We start from the raw sequence: 20,151 nt of genomic DNA, 5'->3' as shown, positions 1-20,151 counted from the left end.
AGCAGCAAAAGTCTGACTTCCGCCGAACCGCCGGCATTCAGACCATTGCTGCTCTACTCCGCATTTCAGATGTTCATCTGTGCCTTCAGGCACCATCTTCCTTCAGTAGCAATAATGCCGCCGCCGCTGCCTGCTGCTCCGCTTCCTTCTTGGAGCGGCCGCTGCCGCTGCCGAGTGAACGGCTGGCCATATATACTTCTGAGACGAACTCACGCTCATGCGCCGGTCCGCGTTCTTCAATAATCCGATATTCCAGCGTACCCATCCCATGATGCTGTATCAGTTCCTGAAGCTCTGTCTTGAAGTCGCTCATCTGCATTTGCAGCTTACCGTCGGTTTCCACCAGCGGAAATACGTGATTATCCAGGAATCTCCGGGCCGTCTCCAGTCCCTGATCGAGATAGAGCGCTCCCACGAAGGCTTCGAACACATCAGCCAGCAGAGCCGGGCGGGTACGTCCGCCCGTAAGCTCTTCCCCTTTTCCCAGCAGTACATACCGCCCGAAGCCCAAGGTCTCGGCGAACCGGACCAGCGACGGCTCACAGACAATCGCAGCACGCAGCTTGGTCAATTCTCCCTCGGGCCTGTCCGGGAGCAGATTATACAGATATTCGGACACCGTCAGCTCAAGCACCGCATCACCCAGGAACTCCAGGCGCTCGTTGTCCTGATGCTGATTGAACCGGTGTTCGTTCACATAAGATGCATGGGTGAAAGCCTGCTTCAGAAGTACAGGATCGTGAAATTGGATTTGAAGTTGGCTTTGTAACTGCTTCAGGTCTCCTTTCACTGCACTGTCTCCCCTTACTTATTATATTTTTTGAGAATAACGGTCGCGTTATGTCCCCCGAATCCGAAGGAATTCGACATCGCGATATTCAGCTCCGCCTGACGTGGCACATTCGGAACATAGTCCAAATCGCAATCCGGGTCAGGGTTGTCCAAATTGATGGTAGGGGCAATCATACCCTTCTGCAGGGACAGCCCGCAGATAATCGCTTCCACCCCGCCGGCAGCGCCAAGCAAGTGGCCTGTCATCGATTTGGTTGAGCTGATCGCAACCTTGTACGCATGCTCTCCGAGCGCCTTCTTCACAGCGGCTGTCTCAGATTTATCGCCTACCGGTGTAGATGTACCATGCGCATTGATGTAGTCGATATCCTCAGGATTAATACCGGCATCACGGATCGCCATCTTCATGCAGCGTGCTGCACCGTCAGGATCAGGCTCCGTCATGTGGTGGGCATCGGCGCTGAGACCGTATCCGATAACTTCGGCATAGATCTTGGCTCCGCGCTTCTCGGCGTGTTCCAGGGACTCGAGAATCAGGATTCCCGCACCCTCGCCCATGACGAAGCCGTCACGGTCCACATCAAACGGGCGGCTGGCCTTCTCCGGCTCGTCATTGCGGGTAGACATGGCTCTCATTGCACAAAAGCCTGCCATTCCTGTAGGACGAATGGTGGCTTCCGCACCGCCGCAGATCATCGCATCCGCATCACCGCGCTGGATCAGACGGAAGGATTCTCCGATGGAGTGGCTGCCTGTTGCACAAGCGGTCACTGTCGTTGTATTCGGTCCCTTGGCCCCGAGATTGATCGACAGCTGGCCGGAGCCCATGTTGGCAATCATCATCGGAATGAAGAACGGGCTGACCCGCTTCGGGCCTTTTTCGAGCAGCAGGTTGTGGTTATCTTCCCATGTGCCGAGGCCGCCGATTCCAGAGCCGACAGATACCCCGATCCGCTCTGCATCGATATCTTCACCGATCGTAAGTCCGCTGTCCTTCAGCGCATCTTCACCGGCAGCAACTGCGAATTGTACGAACCGGTCCATCTTGCGGGCTTCCTTGCGGCCGAAGCGTGCTTCCGCATCGAAATCCTTGACCGAGGAAGCAATTCTTGTTGGATATTCACTGACATCAAAAGCTTCAACCAGGGATACTCCGGACTTGCCGCTCATGAGGCTATCCCAGAACGTCTCAAGATCCTTACCCAGCGAAGTCATTACACCCATACCAGTTACAACTACTCTATGATTCAAACATAATCACCCCGTCTATAGGCTGTGTACCTCTACAATGTGTAAACGCAAACATACCAGATGTCTATATAAACTGCAGTCGCCGCAGGATTAGTTAATCTGCGGTTCTGTTATTATCACTGTAAAATGAGGAGAAGTCCCGCCCTGGCAGGAACGGGACCCTCAATCATATGACTCTAGGTATGAGATTGTATGTACTTCACAACTTCACCCACGGTCGTAATTCTCTCTGCATCTTCATCAGAGATTTCCATGTCGAATTCATCTTCCAATTCCATTACCAATTCTACAACATCAAGAGAATCAGCACCTAAATCATCTTTGAAAGACGCTTCTAATGTTACCTCTGCTTCATCGGCACCTAAGCGGTCGATGACAATGCGTGTTACACGCTCCAATACATCGGACATCCGGTTCACCTCCTCTTTTGGTATTATACGAGATATGAAGTCAAAATACCATAGAGCATAAAAAACGCTGCCCTGGCTGCCTCTGTCCATCTTCACCCGTAACGATCTAACGCCCTGCGAAGCCTTACATGTACATTCCGCCATCCACATGAAGCGTCTGGCCTGTCATGTAAGCTGCCCCTTCCGAAGCCAGGAATACCGCCGCATTCGCAATGTCCTCCGCCCGCCCAAGCTCTCCCAAGGGAATCCCCTTGATCAGCTCGCTGCGAACCTCATCGGACAACTCGCGGGTCATGTCGGTATCAATGAAGCCTGGTGCGATGCAGTTCACTGTGATTCCACGTGAAGACAGCTCGCGGGCCGCAGACTTCGTCATGCCGATTACCCCTGCCTTGGCAGCGGTATAGTTCACCTGTCCGGGATTCCCCGTCACGCCCACAACCGAGGAAATATTGATGATCCGGCCATAACGCTGCTTCATCATCGGGCGGGTTACTGCCTTCAGGCAGTTGAAGACGCCCTTCAGATTCGTCTCGATGACCTGATCGAATTCTTCCTCTTTCATACGCATGATCAGATTGTCCCGGGTAATGCCCGCATTGTTCACCAGGATATCGATTTTCCCCCAGGTCTGGATAACCTCTTTGACCAGGTTCTCGGCGTCACTGCTGCGGCCGACATTCCCCTGCAGAGCGATTCCTTCCGAGCCCAGCTCGTGAATCCGGGCCACGGTCTCTTCAGCCGCCTGAAGGCTGCCGGAATAGTTCACCGCGACCTTCACGCCATGAGCAGCGAGTGCCAAGGCAATGCTGCGACCGATCCCCCGGGACCCTCCGGTTACAAGGGCGGTCTGACCTTTTAGTGCTGCAAACATGCTATGTTGTCCCCCTTCGATAATCATGCGGCTGCGGTTAGGCCAAGCTGCTTACCAGCCAGCCTGCACGCTCTCCAGACTGTTGATATTCACAACCTTGACCTTTCTGTCAATCTTGCGAATCAGGCCAGCCAGCACACTGCCGGAGCCAATCTCTACAAAAGTATCTACACCTGCGCCAATGAGCCATTCCACGCTATCCTGCCAGAGTACCGGAGAATATACCTGTTCTACCAGCAGCTTGCGGATTTCTTCAGGGTCTGTCACCGGAGCAGCGGTGACATTGACCACTACCGGCATAGCAGGAGCATTGAAGGTTACCTTCTCGAGCTCAGCAGCCAGCCGCTCAGCCGCACCCTTCATTAATGAGGAGTGGAACGGCCCGCTAACCTCCAGCGGAATCGCCCGTTTGCCCCCGGCTTCCTTCACACGCTTGACCACCTCATCTACACCGGCTACGGAACCGGACACCACAATCTGTCCCGGACAATTGACATTCGCCAGTTCAACGGGAGTACCCGCTGCTGTAATACTGCGGCATAATTCCGTAAGCGCCTCACGGTCTGCTCCAAGCACCGCTGCCATAGCCCCCTGTCCTCCGGGAACTGCTTCTTCCATGAATTGTCCGCGCAGACGGACCAGCCTTACAGCATCTTCATAGGAGAGCACGCCGGCTGCCACAAGAGCGCTATATTCGCCAAGACTGTGGCCTGCCACATAATCCGGCGTAACCTGGAGGCCGCTTAGCGCTTCCAGATAAGCCACACTGGCTGTAACCAGTGCCGGCTGCGTGTTCACCGTCTGCTTAAGCTCGCTGTCCGGCCCTTCAAATACAAGCCCGCTCAGCGGAAATCCAAGCACCTCGTCACCCTTTTCAAAGACTGCACGGCTCTGAGGCAATGCTTCATATACATCCTTACCCATACCGATTGCCTGTGCACCCTGACCGGGAAAGACAAATGCGATTTTGCTCATGAGGGTTAAAGCTCCTTCCCGTTAGCTGCAGCTCCACCGGAGAAGAGCTGCATCGTTGCTATTATTAATTCCGATTATTCACTAGTAATGCCCCGATTCTTACCAGATCAGCACAGAAGCGCCCCAGGTAAGTCCGCCGCCGAAGCCAACCATAAGCACTGCATCGCCTGCCTTCATCCGGCCTTCCTCAGCTGCTTCTACAAGAGCCAGCGGAATGGAGGCAGCGGAGGTATTCGCGTATTTATCAACGTTGACTACAACCTTCTCCGGCGGCAGATCCAGACGCTGCATAGCGGATTGAATAATCCGGATGTTGGCCTGATGCGGCACGAACAAGTCGATATTCTCCTTAGACAATCCCGCCTTGGTAAGCACACGCTCCGTAGCCGATCCCATGACGCGAACTGCGAACTTGAAGACCTCGCGGCCATTCATATAGATGAAGTGCTTCTTGTCTTCTACGGTCTGCTGGGAAGCCGGGAGACGTGAGCCGCCCGCTTCCAGATTAAGCAGGCTGCCGCCAGAGCCTTCCGCCCCAAGATCGAAGGACTGGAAGCCGCGTCCCTCCGGAACCTCGCCGACGATTACCGCACCGGCACCGTCACCGAACAGCACGCAGGTGTTGCGGTCTGTATAGTCTGTAATACGTGACAGCGTATCCGCACCGATCACCAGCGCATTGTTATACATTCCATTCTGGATAAAGCCCGTGGCTGTAGCCAGGCTGTAGACGAATCCGGAGCAGGCTGCCGACAGGTCAAAGGCGGCTGCGTTCTTGGCCCCCAGCTTGTCCTGAAGAATGCAGGCAGTGGATGGGAAAGCACTGTCAGGTGTAACTGTAGCGACAATAATCAGATCGAGCTCCTCGGCCTTCATGCCTGCGGATTCCAGTGCCTTCAGGGCCGCTTCATAGGCCAGATCAGAGGTAGCCTGCTCCGGGGCCGCAATATGCCGTTCCCTGATTCCTGTGCGGCTGACAATCCATTCATCATTCGTTTCGACGATCTTCTCCAGATCGCTGTTGGTTAATATTCTCTCAGGCACATATTTCCCAGTCCCAATAATTCCTACCGGACGTAATTGTCTCATGTCTTCACTCACTTCCCGCTAATTTCCTTCGATATACTAGGCACCAGATCCGCCTTCAGGGCAATCCGTGCCTGTCTTACCGCATTCTTCACCGCATTGCCGTCGGACGAACCATGCCCCTTGACTACCAGGCCGCTAAGACCAAGCAGCGGCGCTCCGCCATGTTCCTTATAATCCATCTTGCCCTTCAGGCTTCTAAGCTCCGGCATCAGGATCGCCGCACCCAGCTTCGTCTTAAGCGATTTGCTGAACTGCTCCTTCAGCAGAGAGAACATCGCGCCGGCTGTTCCTTCCAGCGTCTTCAGAAGTATATTACCGGCGAAGCCGTCACAGACCAGCACATCGCAGCTTCCGGTGAGCACATCCCGTGCTTCCACATTGCCGACAAAATCAATGCCCTGCAGCGCCTCCAGGAGCGGATAGGCTTCCTTGGTCAATTCATTGCCCTTGCCCGGCTCAGTCCCGACGTTCAACAGGCCTACCCGGGGCTTCGCAATGCCGTGCACTTTGTTGCGGTATATGCTGCCGATCTGGGCATACTGTGCCAGATGCTGCGGCTTGGCATCCATATTGGCGCCAAGATCCAGAGCCAGCACACCGACATCATCCAGCGTAGGAATCATCGGAGCCAGCGCAGGCCGTTCGATCCCTTCCATTCTTCCGACTACCAGAAGTCCTGTGGTCATTAAGGCTCCGGTGTTGCCAGAGGAAATCATGGCATCGGCCTCACCCTCGCGGACCATCCGTCCGGCTACGACCATGGATGAGTCCTTTTTGCGGCGGACCGCCTTCACCGGCTCTTCATCCGAACCGATCACATCCCCCGCATGACGTACGGTAACGTTAGAAGGCTTAGTCTTCAGCAGCGGCTCAAGCCGCGCTTCATCACCGACCAGTACGATCTCTATGTCATTCCACTCCGCAGCCGCTGCCAGCGCGCCCTCCACATTACATTCAGGAGCATTATCCCCGCCCATGGCATCAATGGCGATCCGCACTCCGGTTTCCCCCTTCGCTGTACTCTTCAGTTGCTGAACGATACACTATAAAATGGCCTTGAAATACCAGCTCTTCTCCGACATATGTAAATACATCCACTTCAGCCTTGCCGTTCCGGCCCGCAAGTGAACGCACCTGCGCCTTGGCAATGCATTTCTCACCCAGCCGGACCATGCGCACAAACCGGATGTCGGCCGAAGCCGTTAAGGCAATCTCATCATTAATTATAGCTACTGCCAGCGAATTCGCCTGGCCGAAGACGTAGTGGCCACGGGCAATCCCGTTGCGGGAGAACACATGCTCATCGCGGATCTCGAAGATCGAAATCCCGCTCTTATCCAGCTGCAGATCCACAATATCACCGACCACTTCATCGGCTGGCAGGGAACGCACCTGATCATAGGAATGCTCCGCCATCTGCTTCATCCGCTCACGCAGCTCGGGAATCCCCAGCTCCAGCCGGTCCAGCCGGATCGTCTGGATACTCACCTTCAGCTGGCGGGTCAATTCCCGGTCCGTTACAAACGGGTTCCCTTCTATTATAGCCAGCAGCTGCTGCTGACGTTCCTTCTTGGACATCCGCTCGATAGCGGCTCACCTCCCGGCACAGGCCTGATGTGCAGCTTTCCGGCCCGTAAGAGTGGCCGCTGTAATCATATCTCTCTGTTCTACCTTATCAATTAGAACCAGGTACTAATATGTAGTATAAAGCATGCCGGCGCAAAAATAAAGCTTTGGCTTGAAAAGCGCCTGAAAACCCGCGCAGCGCAAGGCATATAAGCTCCGCCCCAGCTTTATTTTCACATAAAAATAGCACTCCACCGGCAGATGAAGTGCTACTCTTATGTGCAAACTATTGTTTGATGATTTCTCTTGCTTTGTATGTTCCGCAAACTTTACATACGTGGTGAGCAAGCTTCAGCTCTCCGCATTGTTCGCATTTCACCATACCTGGAACAACCAGTTTAAAGTGAGTACGACGCTTGTCACGGCGAGTCTTGGACGTTCTGCGTTGTGGTACTGCCATTGTTAGACACCTCCTGATTTTGTTGTAACCCAATTCCTTGGGATTTGTTCTTAGTCATCTTGCCTGGTAAAGAATCCTTTCAACGCAGCGAGTCTTGGATCGATCACTGTGTTGTCGCAACTGCAGGTGCCTTCGTTCAAGTTCTGTCCGCATTTCTGACAAAGACCAAGACAGTCTGCCTTGCACAATACCGAATCCGGTAAGTGCAGTACGAAATTTTCTTCCACATACGGGATAAGATCCACAATCTCATCTTTGATGTAAATGAGTTCCTCATCTTCATCTTCCGGAAGAATTGGCTGCTTAAGCCACTTGAAGGTCTCAGCGAAAGGAATGTTCAGCTTACTCTTGACCTCAACGAGACAACGTGAACATAACATGTCCACTTCTCCGTTCAGTGTTCCCACCACGTTCACACTATCGGTTCCCGCGGGCAGCGCTTTAAGGTCTACTGAGAGTGGTGCAACAGCAAGTATATCCTTGCGCCCTGTGACAACCCCGCTGACATCCACAACTTCGTGGAGGACCAGAGGCTCGTCGGCATTCGCTAATTTGCGAAAGTGAATGTTCATTCTTATCACTCCAAACAAACAAAATTTATTATACCTATTATTCCCTGAGTTTGTCAACCATTTTCCCTTTATATTGTTTCAGGGAGCGTGACAATTTATGATATACAATATATCTTCCAGAATGGGGCGTGAAGCAACTGTGGCAACTGTAGGTATTATAGCCGAATATAACCCTTTACATAACGGGCATGTCCATCATTTCACAGAGGCCAAAAGAATATCGGGAGCGGACCGCTCCGTTGTCATTATGAGCGGACCGTTCACCCAGCGCGGCGAGCCGGCGGCGGTCAGCAAGCGCGCCCGTACCGAGATGGCGCTGCACATGGGCGCCGATCTGGTCATTGAGCTGCCGGTGGCGTACGCCGTCCAGCCGGCGGAATGGTTCGCCTTCGGAGCGGTGTCCCTGCTGGAGGCGACCGGCGTCGTCGACAGCCTGTGCTTCGGCTCCGAAGCAGGGACTTTGGGCGTGCTGCTGCCTCTGGCCGGCTTCCTGGCCGAAGAGAGCAGCGCGCTTAAGGAGGAGATCCGCGCGCGCCTCTCTGAGGGCGCGGGATTCCCCGCCGCCTACAGCGCAGCGGCGGCGGCGGCCTGGAAGGCCTCTTTCCTGGGAGAGGAGAAACCGGAAGATGCCGAAAGTATATTGCGGCAGCCCAACAACAGCCTCGGCCTGCACTACCTGATCGCGCTAAGGCGGCTGGGCAGCGTGATCAAGCCCTTGACCGTGCCGCGTACCGGCGCGGGCTTCCACGACCCGCTGGAGGGCGGGTCGGCCATTGCCAGTGCAACAGCCATCCGCAGGCTGCTGCAGGAGGGCGGATCACCGGCGGATTACATGCCGGAGTACGCCCTGTCGATCCTGGAGCGGGAGCGTGACGCAGGCCGGGGCCCGGTACGGCTAGAAGACTTCGCCGGGCCGCTGCGCCATGTGCTCTATACGCGCTCCGCTGCGGAGCTGCACACAGTGCAGGATATGAACGAGGGCTTGGAGAACCGGCTGCTCCGAAGCATGCGCCAGCTGGATAAGTTCACAGTCGGCGGTCTGCTGCAGGAGCTTAAGAGCAGACGGTATACCCTTACCAGGCTCCAGCGTCTGCTGCTTCACACCCTGCTGAACCACAGCAAAGCAGAGCTGTCCCCCTCCGTTCTCTCCCGGGGTCCCGGCTACATAAGAGTTCTTGGCTTCCGCGAGAGCGGACGGGAGCTGCTGAAGCAGATGAAGCAGACAGCGGCGCTTCCGGTGATTACAAGCCCTGCCCGGTGCACCCATCCCATGCTGGAGCGTGACCTCCAGGCGGCTGCTGTGTTCGCCGGGGCTTATGCCGACCCGCTGCGCAGCGATCTGTACAGTGATTATCTTGAGCCGCCGGTCAGGATTTGATGACCGGCAGCTCCTGCATGTATTTCAGGGCATCGGGTAGGGTTGAGACAGGAACCAGCTTCATATTCGTGCCGATCTGATCCGCTTTTGCCTTGGCCTCGTCGTAGTTCTTAAGCGGAACGAAGAAGATCTCCGCCCCCTTGCGATCGGCCGCTACAATCTTATGCTTCACACCGCCGATTGGCCCCACGTTCCCCTCGGGATCTATCGTACCCGTGCCTGCTACCTTCCGGCCCTTAGTGAGATCCCCCGGCGTAAGCCGGTTGTAGATTTCCATGGTGAACATCAGACCGGCAGAGGGTCCGCCCACGTTAGTATCCACGAAGCTGACGGCTTTGCCTTCCTGCTTAGGCTCCACTTTTTGAACCGCACCAATAACGACTCCAAAGCCCGGCCGGGCAACCGCAGCTTCTTTATCCTTGACCCCCACCAGCTTGACCTGCTCCTTGATCTCTTTGCCGTCACGCTGGAGCGATACCTCCACGCTATCTCCAATCTGATGAACCGACAGCAATTTGGACAGCGCGGCCGGATCGGTTGCCTTTTGTCCGCCTACACTGATGATTTTGTCCCCCGGCTTGAACCGGTCCTGATTAGCAGTCTCTGGTACCGAGAACACATACAGATAATCCACGACATCCTCATAAGGTACACCTGCCGCATGATAGGCCGCCTGCACGGCATAGGACTGCGAACTATTCATATAGAATACCTGCTCCGCAGCATACTCCTGCTCTGTCTTATCCTGCAGGCGGGTTTCTTTCAATACTACCTCGGCATTCGAGTTGAACACAGAGGCGATTAGAAGAGCCACATTCGCATAGCTTGCAGAGACCGTGGTCATCATGAAGGTTCCTTGCTCCTGCGGATCGGCATTCTCAACCTTGATCATCGGTGCCACCTCGGAGGCGCTTCCCGGCTGATATACAATGTAAGGCGTGTTCATAAAGACGACAACATAGAGAATGACCACGAATGAAAATAAATAGGCTGAAGCGCGGATGCCTACCCGGCGTTTGTACTGCCTCAAGTCTCTTCCCCTTCTTTCCTGCGGATGATGCCCCGGCACTTAGAATGTGGTACCTTAGCCTGGAGCTTCACTCCGGCTGTGGCATGATGGTTGTCTCCCCTGCATAAATTGATAACAAGATCTGCCCATGTCCTAAGCTATGAAGAGGGGATAACTCTAATGATAAACTTTAGATCCAGACGCTTCCTGTCGGGTTCAGCTCCATTTATACCCGGGGCTGCAGCCATTCTGCTAGCTATAGCAATAATCATAGCACCTGAAGCCTCATTCAAGGCTTCACTTACGGGCCTTACGCTCTGGTGGACCCTGGTCTTTCCGGCGCTGCTGCCCTTCCTGATCCTCTCAGAGATGCTGAGCGCATCCGGCTTCGTGCATGGTATCGGCGTCCTGCTGGAGCCACTGATGAAGCGTTGCTTCCGGCTTCCCGGGGCGGGCGGCTGGACGCTGGTGCTCGGCCTTACCGCCGGCTTCCCGGCAGGAGCCGGAGGAGTGATGCAGCTGCACAAGCAGGGGGACATTACGGACAAGGAGGCCGGACGGCTGGCGGCTATCGTGCATTATGCCAGTCCGGTCACACTGCTTATTGTAGTCGGGACAGCATTCCTGCACAGTCCAGCCGCCGGGTATGCCTTGCTGGCCATCCACTGGCTGTCAGGGATAGCCGCAGGTATTCTATCCGCCTGCTTCAATGGCTCCCGTAAGATAACCTCACCTATTCCGCTTCCGCAAGTTCTTCCGCAAGTTCCGCAAGAAAGAGATTCCAGCCTGACGGGCAGCCGCCCCCGCAGCAAAAAAGCATCCTTGCCCCGGCGTATCCATCAGGCAGCAGCGGATGCCCGTTCAAGGGATGGACGGGGCTTCGGCAAGGTGCTCGGTGAATCCGTATCCTCCGCCGTACAGAGCCTGATGATTATAGGCGGCTATATGATTATGTTCGCAGTTGTCGTCAGTATTGTTACCCGGCTGTTCCCTCAGCTGCCTGCTCTGGTTACAGCAAGTATGCTTGAGATTCATCTCGGGGCCCGGTCAATGACTTCAGCCGCAGCAGGACTTGAAGGTTTTCTAATAGGCGGTCTTCTTGGCCCGGCACTGCTGTCGGCCGGATTGGCCTGGAGCGGCATTTGCGCCCAGCTCCAGGCACTGACTGTGCTGAAGGCAGCGAATGTCCGCTTCCTTCCGTTCACCGCAGTCAGGTTGCTGCATGGACTATTTGCCTTTGCGTTCACGCTCCTGCTGTGGACACCGCTGCTCCATATTCAGTCTGCGGTGCTGCCGGTTCTAGCCGGCTCACCCCCGGCCGTACAGCTGCAAGACATAGGCACTTCACTGAGAATATGGACTCTAGCCCCACAGATCCTGGGACTTATGGCCCTGCTTGTTATGCTGCTGTTGTTGCTGTCTGCTGCCGTGAAGCTGTTTACTTCGAGCCGCCGTCCATCCGGCTGAACTTCAGCTTCATGGCCTGCTCCACCTCAGGGGTTACAAAATCCGAGACCTTCCCGCCGAAGTGGGCAATCTCCTTCACCACACTGGAGCTAAGGTAGGAGTATCTCGGATTAGTCATCATAAATATAGTTTCCGCTTCAGGGTCAAGGTTATGATTAATGGAAGCATTCTGCAGCTCATATTCAAAATCCGTAACGGTCCGGATTCCACGGACAATAACCTGCGCATCCTTTTGCCTCACATAGTTAACCAGGAGATCACGGAAGCTGTCCACTTCAACATTCGGTATATCTGCTGTCGCCTGACGCAGAAGCTCTGTCCGTTCCTCGACCGAGAACAACGGATTCTTACTCAGGTTGTTCAGCACCGCCACAATCAGCCTGTCGAACTGCTTGGCGGCCCGGTGAATAATGTCCATATGGCCCAGCGTAACCGGATCGAAGGTTCCCGGATAGATAGCGACACGTTCTTTTCTAATTTGCAGACTCATCATTAACCTCCTTGCCGCTTGCGGCAGCCTCTGGAACAGCAGCTTCATACCGGTAGATAGAGATCGTAACCTCTCCATAGACAGATTGCTTCGTTCTAACGAACCCCGGTATATCCTCGGGATAGGTATACCCCGATTCATGCTCCAGCACGATCACTGCATCAGGGTTCAGCAGCAGCTTGTCCGCCAGCGTAACCATCAGCTCGTCTGCATGCTTCATACGGTAAGGCGGATCCAGAAAAACAAGATCAAATGCTCTCCCCCGCTTCCCGAGTGCACCAAGCGCTCTTCCCGCATCATTGCGGTAGACCTCAGCCTGCGCTTCCAGCCGGGCCGCCTTCAGGTTCGCACGCACCGTGTCAATCGCCTTCTGCTCCATGTCCACAAACACCGCAGCTTCCATCCCTCTGCTTAGGGCTTCAATTCCCAGCCCTCCAGTACCGGCATACAGATCAAGCACTGTACCTCCTTCAAAATAAGGCCCGATCATACTGAATAACGCTTCCTTTACTTTATCGGTAGTAGGCCGTGTGCCATTGCCTGGAACACTTTTAAGCGGCCTGCCTTTTGCACTTCCCGATATGACTCTCACCGATCATCCACCTGCTTTTTAGCTTTTGTCTCTACATTACTATGCCGTTACAGGGCATAAGTCCAAGCCTATAGTACCACAATTATTCCATGAAATAAAAAGATTGTCCGACTTTGTCACAATGCGGAGCAGAAGAATATTCGCAAGCAAATGTATAAAACTCCCGCATCCGGGTCATCCTGTAATTATCGACATCACAAAATGTCGTAGACAACCGCGGAGCAGGCTTACGTTTCCCCATAAGCTCTTCGTCCGGTTTCTCCTCTCCCATGAAAGAGGCTCCCGAAAGGGAGCCTCGATTTTTGTTTTACGCAAAAAAAGCCCCCGCCTTGAAATCAAGATACGTGGGCTTGCTGTGTATATAGTTATATAATCCGCTTCAGTTTGGCTTCCTGCTCAATGGAGCGCGCTGAGAGCAGTTCGATAATTCTGTGCTGATTCTCCAATAAAGACTCGACGTTGATGAGCCGCTCGTTTGTTTCCAGCACAGCACGTTTAATCTGTTCCTGATCTTGCATCATTGTTTGCAGATCTTGTTTCATTGTTTGCTGATCTTGTTTCATGTTCTGCTGCTCTGTCTCTATTCGATCCAAACGCTCCTTGACGGTTCCTAATTCCGCCTTAACGGGCTCCAATTCTTCGCGAAAAACGGATCTTAATACCTGCACCAAATCATTATCCATGTGCTCCGCTCCTTCAAACTTAATATATAGATTGTACCAGAATCCAATTTATTATTCTACATCATTTGACCTTGTCGATCTTGACAAATATACATATCTATTAGTCACATTAGCGAATAAATTCAATCCGTCCGGACAAGGTTACATATATAGTATAGGAATATCAGATAGATTCAGGAGGAACCGCTATGAAGAAGTCCTTGTATAAAAAGATGTCGTCCCTCGCCCTAGTCATCCTATTCAGCGGTGCCATTGGACTGACCGCAGGCTGCAACACTTCGGCTAATCAGGCCACCCCAACTCCCGCCGGGACAGCACAGCCGACAGCAGCGCAACCCACGTCAGCACCAGCCACTGAACCCTCCACCGGGAAGGCGTCCGTGAACTGGGAATCTGCGATCCAGCAAATCGCGACTACGGATACGGAGGCCACGCAAAAAGCAGATGCCGCGGAAGTTTTGGCGAAATCGTACACTCCGTCGGCTGTGGAGCTTAAGGATTTTGAATCCCAGATCGTGGAGGAGTACACCGCCGGGAATTATCTCGCGCATAGCGAGGATGCCGGATACATGCTGACGAACCTGTTCAAGGCTACCGTTGTTGAGCGCAATCACCCTGACGGTGAGGCTATTAAGAAGTTTGCCTTTGACTTTTATCAGAACACTAAGAATGTCTTCCGCGGAATTGATGCTGTGGACAGCGAAGCCGTACAATCGAATGAAACGCAGATGGACAAGGCGTTGTCGGAGATTACAACCAAGTAAACCTCCTTATGTCTCCGGCATGGGACCTCCCGTATTTATTGACAATTCAGGAATGATGGTGATACCGTTCATTAGGGTAAGGGAGCTCAGGGCTCCCGCATTCATCATAAGAATTCAATTGATCAGGAGGTCCCATGTTCAAAAAAACAATCCTTTTCCCCGTCATCAGCATGCTGCTTCTCAGCTCTGCCCCGTCTTCATCCGCAAGTGCGCAAAGCTTGTACTCCGATGTCAACGAGCAGAAATATTCCTGGGCGATGGAATCCATTCTTTTCATGACGGATAACGATGTGCTAAAAGGGTATTCCGACGGCACCTTTAAACCTGAAACAACGGTTACCAAGGCCGAGTTCTCCGTTATGCTCTACCGGCTATTCGATAAATACCGACCCAATGTAAAGCCCTTATTTTATGAACAAAAAGTTACCAGCTACCTTGATGTCCCCAAAGATCACTGGGCCTACAAAGAAATATCTGAGCTATACAATTCCTCTGCGGCCAGCGGCGGCGGGATTTCCCAAAACCCTTCAACAGGCAAGTATACCTTCCAACCTGAAGCCCGGCTGACACGACTCAAGCTAACGTCTATGCTCTACCAATTATTCGCTGAAGATTTCGACAAGGGTGCGAATACCGATGATCCTGACAAAGAGTTATACCAGCGGTTAAGTAAATTCAAGGATATTCCCTTGAGAAAATTCAATACTCAGAATGCTATGGATCAATACATGGATACAGAAAGAGCAAGGGCCGGCACCAGATGGGATACATACATACCCGGGGATGAGCTCTCCCCAGCGATTTTTTATACATACCAAAATGGATCTATCTCGCTAATTGGAGATTTCACCTTTCTGCCGGTATACGCCATTGCAGCGATGGACTCCCAAAGGATTATTACAGCAGATTCCCGTGGATACTACAGACCACTCGCCCCTGTTACCCGGGCAGAACTGGCAACGATTCTGGACCGCGTCTATCTGTTGTTTGAGAAGAAAGGGGTTCTGCAAAAATACAGCAATAAATAGCCTTAAGCGTTGATTCATCAAGCAGGGACCCTAGTCAACAAAAATAGCCCGGCCTCTTACAGTGCCGGGTAATGACATCTATTTTCCGATCAAATTCGGCCGGACTCCTTCAATAAAATAAAATCATGACCACGCCGGGTCAATTTGATGTCAGTAGTTCTGACTGTCACGATTCCGCTGCCTGACCGGGAGATCTTAATATTCTCCACCATCCGGCTGTCGATAAGCTCCTCCATAATATCGGCGAAGGCCTCGGCTCCGAGTTCCATTACCTCTTGATTAACCGCCTGTTCCGCTTCAATCCGCTTGAGGATGGCATATATCTTTTCCTTCTCTTCCATCGTACACCTCTTTCATGCCAGCACTAATTGCCCTGAAGACAATGACCTCTATTATCGCACATCCATTCGGGGCAAGGCGAATTTAAATTTACCGTCATGCAGCATAGCTTGTCCATCCTGCATCTGCAACAAGAGCAGTCCCGGTAATCCGGGACTGCTCTTACTGATTGGATCTCCTAGTAGAAGCAGGCACTCAGAATAATAACGAGCAGGATATAAAGAACCAGAATCGCACCTGTAGATGTCCAGGGACCTACTCCACACGTATTCACGCCGCCTACATTGCCACCGTATCCGCAATCTGCACCCATGAGATTACCTCCTTCATAATGTTGACTACAGAACAGCATATGAGCCGGTTGCCTCATCAGATTGGGCGAAACGGACATAATTTGGGGCGTATGTACAAGGGCATCCTGCCCGCCCTCCTTGCGGGCAGCCCAGGATGTCCCATGCTATTGCTTAATCGGATACCAGGATTCCATCGAAGCTCTCCGGACCTACACGGATTGTACCCAGAAGGTTCGAGCTGACAAACGCAGTATACGTTAACTGCGGAGTAATTGTCGGAAGGAAATCATCTGCAGAGAATGTGATAATCTGTGGAGCCAGAACACTAAGATTGAAGGTAGAGGTGGCGGAATAGACCAGCGGGTCAGTTGGTAGTGTTCCTCTAACAATTGTTACAGTTATGCCTAGCAGCGCAAGCGGAAGCTGCAACGAAATGGTTCCTTTTAGTATTACGCGAGGGTTCGTGCCTACCCCTGCAGTGATCAGCCCAATTTGCCCGAACAGCTGCGGAGTATTAATTACTAGGATAGGTATTGCAATAGAGTTAGCAAAACTAGCATTCTGCGAGGTTCTTCCATCAACATAAGTTCCCATATCAAGCACCTCCTTTCTTCTTAATTAATATATTCGCGTTCCTTCTAAATCGCTTGGATGATATCACCATTACTTATTCCCCATCTTATATTACCGCCTGAAGCCGCCGCTCTACTAATCTTCTTTGGTAGTCCCGCTCCGCTTATTGAACGCCAGTTCAAACAGCCCCGTTGCCGATAATCCGGCCAAGCCTCCGGCCCATAGACGAAGAATGAGATTCATGTCTGTAAAAGGGTACGCAGCCGCTCCTACCAGCAGGCCGATGGCCAGCCCCACAGCAGGAACCACGTTGCGCGGAAGATTAACGCTGTTCTTGACGAACTGGACCAGCGCCATAACGAATACCGCCAATACGGATGCAAAAGCTAGTACATTGTTAAGTGCATCATTGTACATAACGGCTACACCCCCTTGCTTGTAATCAGCAGACCGGCGCGGTTCAATACGGTCAGCATCCGGTAGAAATCATAGCTGCCTCCTGACGGCGTATCCAACAGACCGGCGGCAGACGCGGCCTGTACCGCAGGCTCAGCCCAGGCCGGCACATTCATTACTGTGCGGCCCTCAATGACCGCCAGCCGCTCCGTGACACCTTTAATGGCCTGGCCCTGCTCTTGAACGCCGGCCTTCAGTGTATCTCTGCTGACAGACAGCCCTGCCAGCAGCTCCTTCAGTTCCCGCAGCTCGGTTTCCAGCGCCGCAATTTTTTGTTTATCTTCAGCTGACATCTCTTCATCCTCCTTCAGCTCGTCATATTGATACAGGTTATATGAATCCATAATCTGAATCAGCTTGGACGCATAACCCGGGTCCGTTGCGTAGCCTGCAGCAGCAATCTCGCGGGCGGCTGTTTTGCCGTCGACTCCAATAGCCTTGCTGTACAGCTTGGGGTTCCAGGACACTCCCCCAGTAATCAGTGCGGAATGATCCGCTATAGATTCTCCCCAGTTATGATAGGAACGGAACTGGGCAGTCACCTGTACAGCTTGGCCGTTCCTGTATTCCGTTGTCGGAAGCGCCAGGCTGCCCGCAGGCCCGCTGCCCTTGATGCCGAACAGATTGCCTGCCTTCAGCGTCAAGCCGCTCGTTCCCCAGCCGGATTCCAGTGCCGCCTGGGCAATCGTCAGCGAAGCTGCGATACGGGTGCGCTGCATATCCGCTACTGCGAAAGAAGCGATCCGGGCGATAAATTCGGAGTTCGTCATTGCTTCACTTCCTTTCCTACTATATTAAATGCCCCGCCCTGCCAAACTGCCTGTGCTTATCCCTGTTATGATGTATATGGAAGTGAGCTGCACCTTATACGCACGCAAACAGCGCCGGAGCAGGTGCACCGGCACTGTTTCAATAACCCACTATATTCCCTTCCACTAAAATACGCTAAGGATAATAATCAGCAAAATAAACAACACCAGTATGGTAGCCGTTGACGTTCTCAGACCTCCACTCATCCGGAGCCCTCCTTTCTTACGCACATGCCCAGCTTTGATTCCTCTACATCATATGCCTGTAGTCCCAAAAAAACTGGGCGAACGCACAATATGGGATTTATATGTAAAAAAAGTATTGTTAAATCTTCCATCCTGGCTTAAACTAGTAATAATTAACTATATCGGAGGGACTAATTTACTATGCCTTCATATTATTTCAAGGAAATTTGGACACCGCTGAGCTGGATAGGCATTAAGTTTTTCCGGGACGACGAAGGATTTCTGTGGATAAAGAGATGGTCTAATCCACGTAAGCGGTTACGCTGAACGTAATGAGATAACGTCAAACAACCTTTTTTCCGGCACAAGAGAAGCATCCCCGTCCTGCCGATAAAAGGTTGTTTGTTGTTTCTGTCTGCTGTTGATTGCTGATGCTAAGATGCCGCCTCGAAGGTAATCCGGTTCTTCCCGCTCCGCTTGGAGATATACAATGCTTCGTCTGCAAGCCGCAGGGTCAGGGTGGTATCTCCGCCGTCCGGAGTCCATACAGCAGCACCTACGCTGCAGCCTACACGAAGCTCCTCGCCTTTAATCAGAATCGGCTGGTTGATCTTGCTGATAATCCGCGAAGCCACCACCTCCGCTTCCTTCATCGGTTTGCCCGCCGAGGTATTCAGAATAATCACGAATTCATCGCCGCCCAGCCGGGCAACGATCTCATTGTCCCGCGTACAATCCATCAGCCGGAAGGCCACCTCCTGCAGCAGGGCATCTCCAACCGCATGGCCGAAGCTGTCATTCACTTTTTTGAAGCCGTCCAGATCCATGTACAAAAAGCTTAGTGTCGTCCGCTTCTGCTTGGCCTTACTGACCGCATGGGCCAAAAACTCATCCAGTGCTGCCCGGTTGGGCAAGCCGGTAAGCTTATCATGCAGCGCCATATCCGACATATAGCTCAGCTTAGTCTCTGTCTTGGTCAGGTTGTTCACCAGACTCCGCAGGGAGGCCGACAGAATCGCCACATCCTTGAACCGGGTAGAGGCCGGGATCTCCACATCGGCACCGGAGCTGAGCAGGTCGGCTGTACGGGTGATATCCCTCAACGGTCGGCTGATCCATCCGGCCAGCAGCCAGCCGATTAGTGCGAAGGCCGCAGCGGTCAGCAGACCGCTGATCAGGATGAAGCGTTCAAGCTGATGGACTGAGGCAAAAGCGATGTCTGCCGGCTGACGGACAATGACCGTCCAGCCAAGGCCCGGGTAGTTCATGTAACCATCGCCATAGGCGTATCCCGTTAAATAGGAGTCACGGCCCCGCTCCTGTTCGATCACGTATGAGCTCTTACCGCTGCGGGCCTGCTGCAGGACCGCGTCCGTCATTCTTTTGCCGGTGAGCGCTTCTGGTCCCAATAGAATGGTGTCGTCCTTCTTACTGACCACGAACACCTCCACGCCCTTAAGCCGTTCCTTGAGCGGATTCACAATGGAGGCCTCGACCTGACGTGACCACTCCCAGCTAAGATGTGCCGCCAGCACGCCGCTTGTCTGTCCTTGCTTGTCCATGACCGGCACACTCACATCAACAAACTGCAGGGCTTCCCCTGTAGGAGTAGGCAACAGCTTAGAGAGCAGCACCGCATCGTGGACATCCCCGACGAAGGTTCCCTTAAGCGCCTGCTGAAAGACAGGCCTCTGGCTGATATTCGTTCCTTGTAGAATCCGATCCGTGGAAGCAACCACATTCCCTGTCTTATCCAGGAAGCCCACCCAGGTGAATACCGGCAGACTCTTCTTCAGCTGATTCAGCAATCTGCCGGCCTCTGCTTGTTCAACGGGCTCCTGAAAAGCATTCAGCTTACTCAAAACTTCTATTTCACCGGAACGTGACCACATGAACTGATCAAGCTTCTCGGACATTTGATTGGCCTCTGCGGCCAGGGAGCTGCCGATACTGACTTCCACAGAAGTGGTGGAGCGGTTGCCGATCACATAGCTGAGAATAGCCGTGAGCAGAATGATAATAACCGCAAATGCTGCTGAAAATAAAGTGCGAAGACTTAATGACATGTACACTCTCCTCTTCCGATGACCTTGTT

Annotated in this window: 26 protein-coding genes; 4 read left to right on the top strand and 22 right to left on the bottom strand. The window is 53.0% G+C overall.

What is annotated here, in order from left to right:
- Positions 1–85: 85 nt before the first annotated feature.
- From rnc to MKY12_RS13150, 10 genes are all read right to left on the bottom strand, one after another.
- Positions 86–790, bottom strand: coding sequence for a ribonuclease III (gene rnc / locus MKY12_RS13195; RefSeq protein WP_036728876.1), 705 nt, complete (start codon positions 788–790; stop codon positions 86–88).
- A 14-nt stretch (positions 791–804) separates the two neighbouring features.
- Positions 805–2,043 (bottom strand): beta-ketoacyl-ACP synthase II, encoded by a 1,239-nt coding sequence (gene fabF / locus MKY12_RS13190; protein ID WP_081751295.1) that lies wholly within the window; start codon positions 2,041–2,043, stop codon positions 805–807.
- Positions 2,044–2,219: 176 nt separating this feature from the next.
- Entirely contained in the window at positions 2,220–2,453 is a 234-nt protein-coding gene (gene acpP, locus MKY12_RS13185; protein WP_036694165.1) for an acyl carrier protein, read from the bottom strand.
- A gap of 124 nt (positions 2,454–2,577) precedes the next feature.
- On the bottom strand, positions 2,578–3,327 hold the full coding sequence (gene fabG / locus MKY12_RS13180; protein WP_036728883.1) for a 3-oxoacyl-[acyl-carrier-protein] reductase: 750 nt from the start codon (positions 3,325–3,327) through the stop codon (positions 2,578–2,580).
- 51 nt (positions 3,328–3,378) lie between these two features.
- A complete protein-coding gene (gene fabD / locus MKY12_RS13175; protein WP_339314044.1) occupies positions 3,379–4,302 on the bottom strand; it encodes an ACP S-malonyltransferase in 924 nt (307 codons plus the stop codon).
- A 99-nt stretch (positions 4,303–4,401) separates the two neighbouring features.
- Positions 4,402–5,391, bottom strand: coding sequence for a beta-ketoacyl-ACP synthase III (locus MKY12_RS13170; RefSeq protein ID WP_155991613.1), 990 nt, complete (start codon positions 5,389–5,391; stop codon positions 4,402–4,404).
- Between the two features lie 8 nt (positions 5,392–5,399).
- Positions 5,400–6,389 (bottom strand): phosphate acyltransferase PlsX, encoded by a 990-nt coding sequence (plsX, locus tag MKY12_RS13165; protein WP_339314043.1) that lies wholly within the window; start codon positions 6,387–6,389, stop codon positions 5,400–5,402.
- Positions 6,373–6,969: a transcription factor FapR gene (gene fapR / locus MKY12_RS13160; RefSeq protein WP_036728893.1), complete on the bottom strand. Its 597-nt coding sequence runs from the start codon at positions 6,967–6,969 to the stop codon at positions 6,373–6,375. Before fapR ends, plsX begins: the two co-directional genes overlap by 17 nt.
- Positions 6,970–7,243: 274 nt before the next feature.
- Positions 7,244–7,417: a 50S ribosomal protein L32 gene (rpmF, locus tag MKY12_RS13155; protein WP_019911234.1), complete on the bottom strand. Its 174-nt coding sequence runs from the start codon at positions 7,415–7,417 to the stop codon at positions 7,244–7,246.
- 50 nt (positions 7,418–7,467) lie between these two features.
- Positions 7,468–7,989 (bottom strand): DUF177 domain-containing protein, encoded by a 522-nt coding sequence (locus MKY12_RS13150; protein ID WP_339314042.1) that lies wholly within the window; start codon positions 7,987–7,989, stop codon positions 7,468–7,470.
- Positions 7,990–8,128: 139 nt separating this feature from the next.
- Here MKY12_RS13150 and MKY12_RS13145 point away from each other — a divergent pair, with 139 nt between their 5' ends.
- Entirely contained in the window at positions 8,129–9,367 is a 1,239-nt protein-coding gene (locus tag MKY12_RS13145) for a nucleotidyltransferase family protein (protein WP_339314861.1), read from the top strand.
- On the opposite strand, the gene MKY12_RS13140 is transcribed toward MKY12_RS13145, so the two are convergent.
- Positions 9,357–10,397 carry a SepM family pheromone-processing serine protease gene (locus tag MKY12_RS13140; protein WP_339314041.1) on the bottom strand — a complete coding sequence of 347 codons (1,041 nt, stop codon included), beginning with the start codon at positions 10,395–10,397 and terminating at the stop codon, positions 9,357–9,359. The genes MKY12_RS13145 and MKY12_RS13140 overlap by 11 nt on opposite strands.
- A 159-nt stretch (positions 10,398–10,556) precedes the next feature.
- Between MKY12_RS13140 and MKY12_RS13135 the strand changes: the two genes are divergently transcribed.
- A complete protein-coding gene (locus tag MKY12_RS13135; protein WP_339314040.1) occupies positions 10,557–11,843 on the top strand; it encodes a nucleoside recognition domain-containing protein in 1,287 nt (428 codons plus the stop codon).
- Here the strand turns inward: MKY12_RS13135 and coaD are convergent.
- The 4 genes from coaD to MKY12_RS13115 form a co-directional block, all read right to left on the bottom strand.
- A complete protein-coding gene (coaD, locus tag MKY12_RS13130) occupies positions 11,815–12,333 on the bottom strand; it encodes a pantetheine-phosphate adenylyltransferase (RefSeq protein ID WP_339256363.1) in 519 nt (172 codons plus the stop codon). The two genes, MKY12_RS13135 and coaD, sit on opposite strands and share 29 nt — an antisense overlap.
- Positions 12,317–12,925 carry a 16S rRNA (guanine(966)-N(2))-methyltransferase RsmD gene (gene rsmD, locus MKY12_RS13125; RefSeq protein WP_339314039.1) on the bottom strand — a complete coding sequence of 203 codons (609 nt, stop codon included), beginning with the start codon at positions 12,923–12,925 and terminating at the stop codon, positions 12,317–12,319. The genes coaD and rsmD overlap by 17 nt, the downstream gene beginning before the upstream one ends.
- Before the next feature lie 82 nt (positions 12,926–13,007).
- The gene (locus MKY12_RS13120) at positions 13,008–13,196 is read right to left on the bottom strand and encodes a single-stranded DNA-binding protein (protein ID WP_143803648.1); all 189 of its coding nucleotides are present in this window, start codon (positions 13,194–13,196) and stop codon (positions 13,008–13,010) included.
- 94 nt (positions 13,197–13,290) lie between these two features.
- Positions 13,291–13,608 (bottom strand): hypothetical protein, encoded by a 318-nt coding sequence (locus MKY12_RS13115; protein ID WP_339314038.1) that lies wholly within the window; start codon positions 13,606–13,608, stop codon positions 13,291–13,293.
- A 188-nt stretch (positions 13,609–13,796) separates the two neighbouring features.
- Here MKY12_RS13115 and MKY12_RS13110 point away from each other — a divergent pair, with 188 nt between their 5' ends.
- Positions 13,797–14,372 carry a hypothetical protein gene (locus MKY12_RS13110; protein WP_339314037.1) on the top strand — a complete coding sequence of 192 codons (576 nt, stop codon included), beginning with the start codon at positions 13,797–13,799 and terminating at the stop codon, positions 14,370–14,372.
- Between the two features lie 134 nt (positions 14,373–14,506).
- On the top strand, positions 14,507–15,400 hold the full coding sequence (locus MKY12_RS13105; protein WP_339314036.1) for an S-layer homology domain-containing protein: 894 nt from the start codon (positions 14,507–14,509) through the stop codon (positions 15,398–15,400).
- 89 nt (positions 15,401–15,489) lie between these two features.
- Here the strand turns inward: MKY12_RS13105 and MKY12_RS13100 are convergent, their stop codons facing one another.
- The 7 genes from MKY12_RS13100 to MKY12_RS13070 form a co-directional block, all read right to left on the bottom strand.
- On the bottom strand, positions 15,490–15,741 hold the full coding sequence (locus MKY12_RS13100; protein ID WP_339314035.1) for a hypothetical protein: 252 nt from the start codon (positions 15,739–15,741) through the stop codon (positions 15,490–15,492).
- A 176-nt stretch (positions 15,742–15,917) separates the two neighbouring features.
- Complete coding sequence (locus MKY12_RS13095; protein WP_268748465.1) at positions 15,918–16,052, bottom strand: hypothetical protein; 135 nt, start codon at positions 16,050–16,052, stop codon at positions 15,918–15,920.
- Between the two features lie 151 nt (positions 16,053–16,203).
- Positions 16,204–16,626, bottom strand: a complete 423-nt coding sequence (locus MKY12_RS13090; protein WP_339256352.1) for a hypothetical protein — start codon at positions 16,624–16,626, stop codon at positions 16,204–16,206.
- Positions 16,627–16,740: 114 nt separating this feature from the next.
- Complete coding sequence (locus MKY12_RS13085; RefSeq protein ID WP_036728921.1) at positions 16,741–17,022, bottom strand: holin; 282 nt, start codon at positions 17,020–17,022, stop codon at positions 16,741–16,743.
- A gap of 5 nt (positions 17,023–17,027) precedes the next feature.
- Positions 17,028–17,831, bottom strand: coding sequence for a glucosaminidase domain-containing protein (locus tag MKY12_RS13080; RefSeq protein ID WP_339314034.1), 804 nt, complete (start codon positions 17,829–17,831; stop codon positions 17,028–17,030).
- Between the two features lie 165 nt (positions 17,832–17,996).
- Positions 17,997–18,077, bottom strand: coding sequence for a YjcZ family sporulation protein (locus MKY12_RS13075; RefSeq protein WP_245368211.1), 81 nt, complete (start codon positions 18,075–18,077; stop codon positions 17,997–17,999).
- A 413-nt stretch (positions 18,078–18,490) separates the two neighbouring features.
- Positions 18,491–20,122, bottom strand: coding sequence for a diguanylate cyclase (locus MKY12_RS13070; RefSeq protein ID WP_339314033.1), 1,632 nt, complete (start codon positions 20,120–20,122; stop codon positions 18,491–18,493).
- Between the last annotated feature and the right edge of the window lie 29 nt (positions 20,123–20,151).

Origin of the sequence: Paenibacillus sp. FSL M7-0896 (assembly GCF_037975415.1) — a bacterium.
In the GTDB taxonomy this organism is placed as follows: Bacteria; Bacillota; Bacilli; order Paenibacillales; family Paenibacillaceae; genus Paenibacillus_AQ; species Paenibacillus_AQ silagei.
This window is presented reverse-complemented; position numbering and strand designations above follow the sequence as displayed.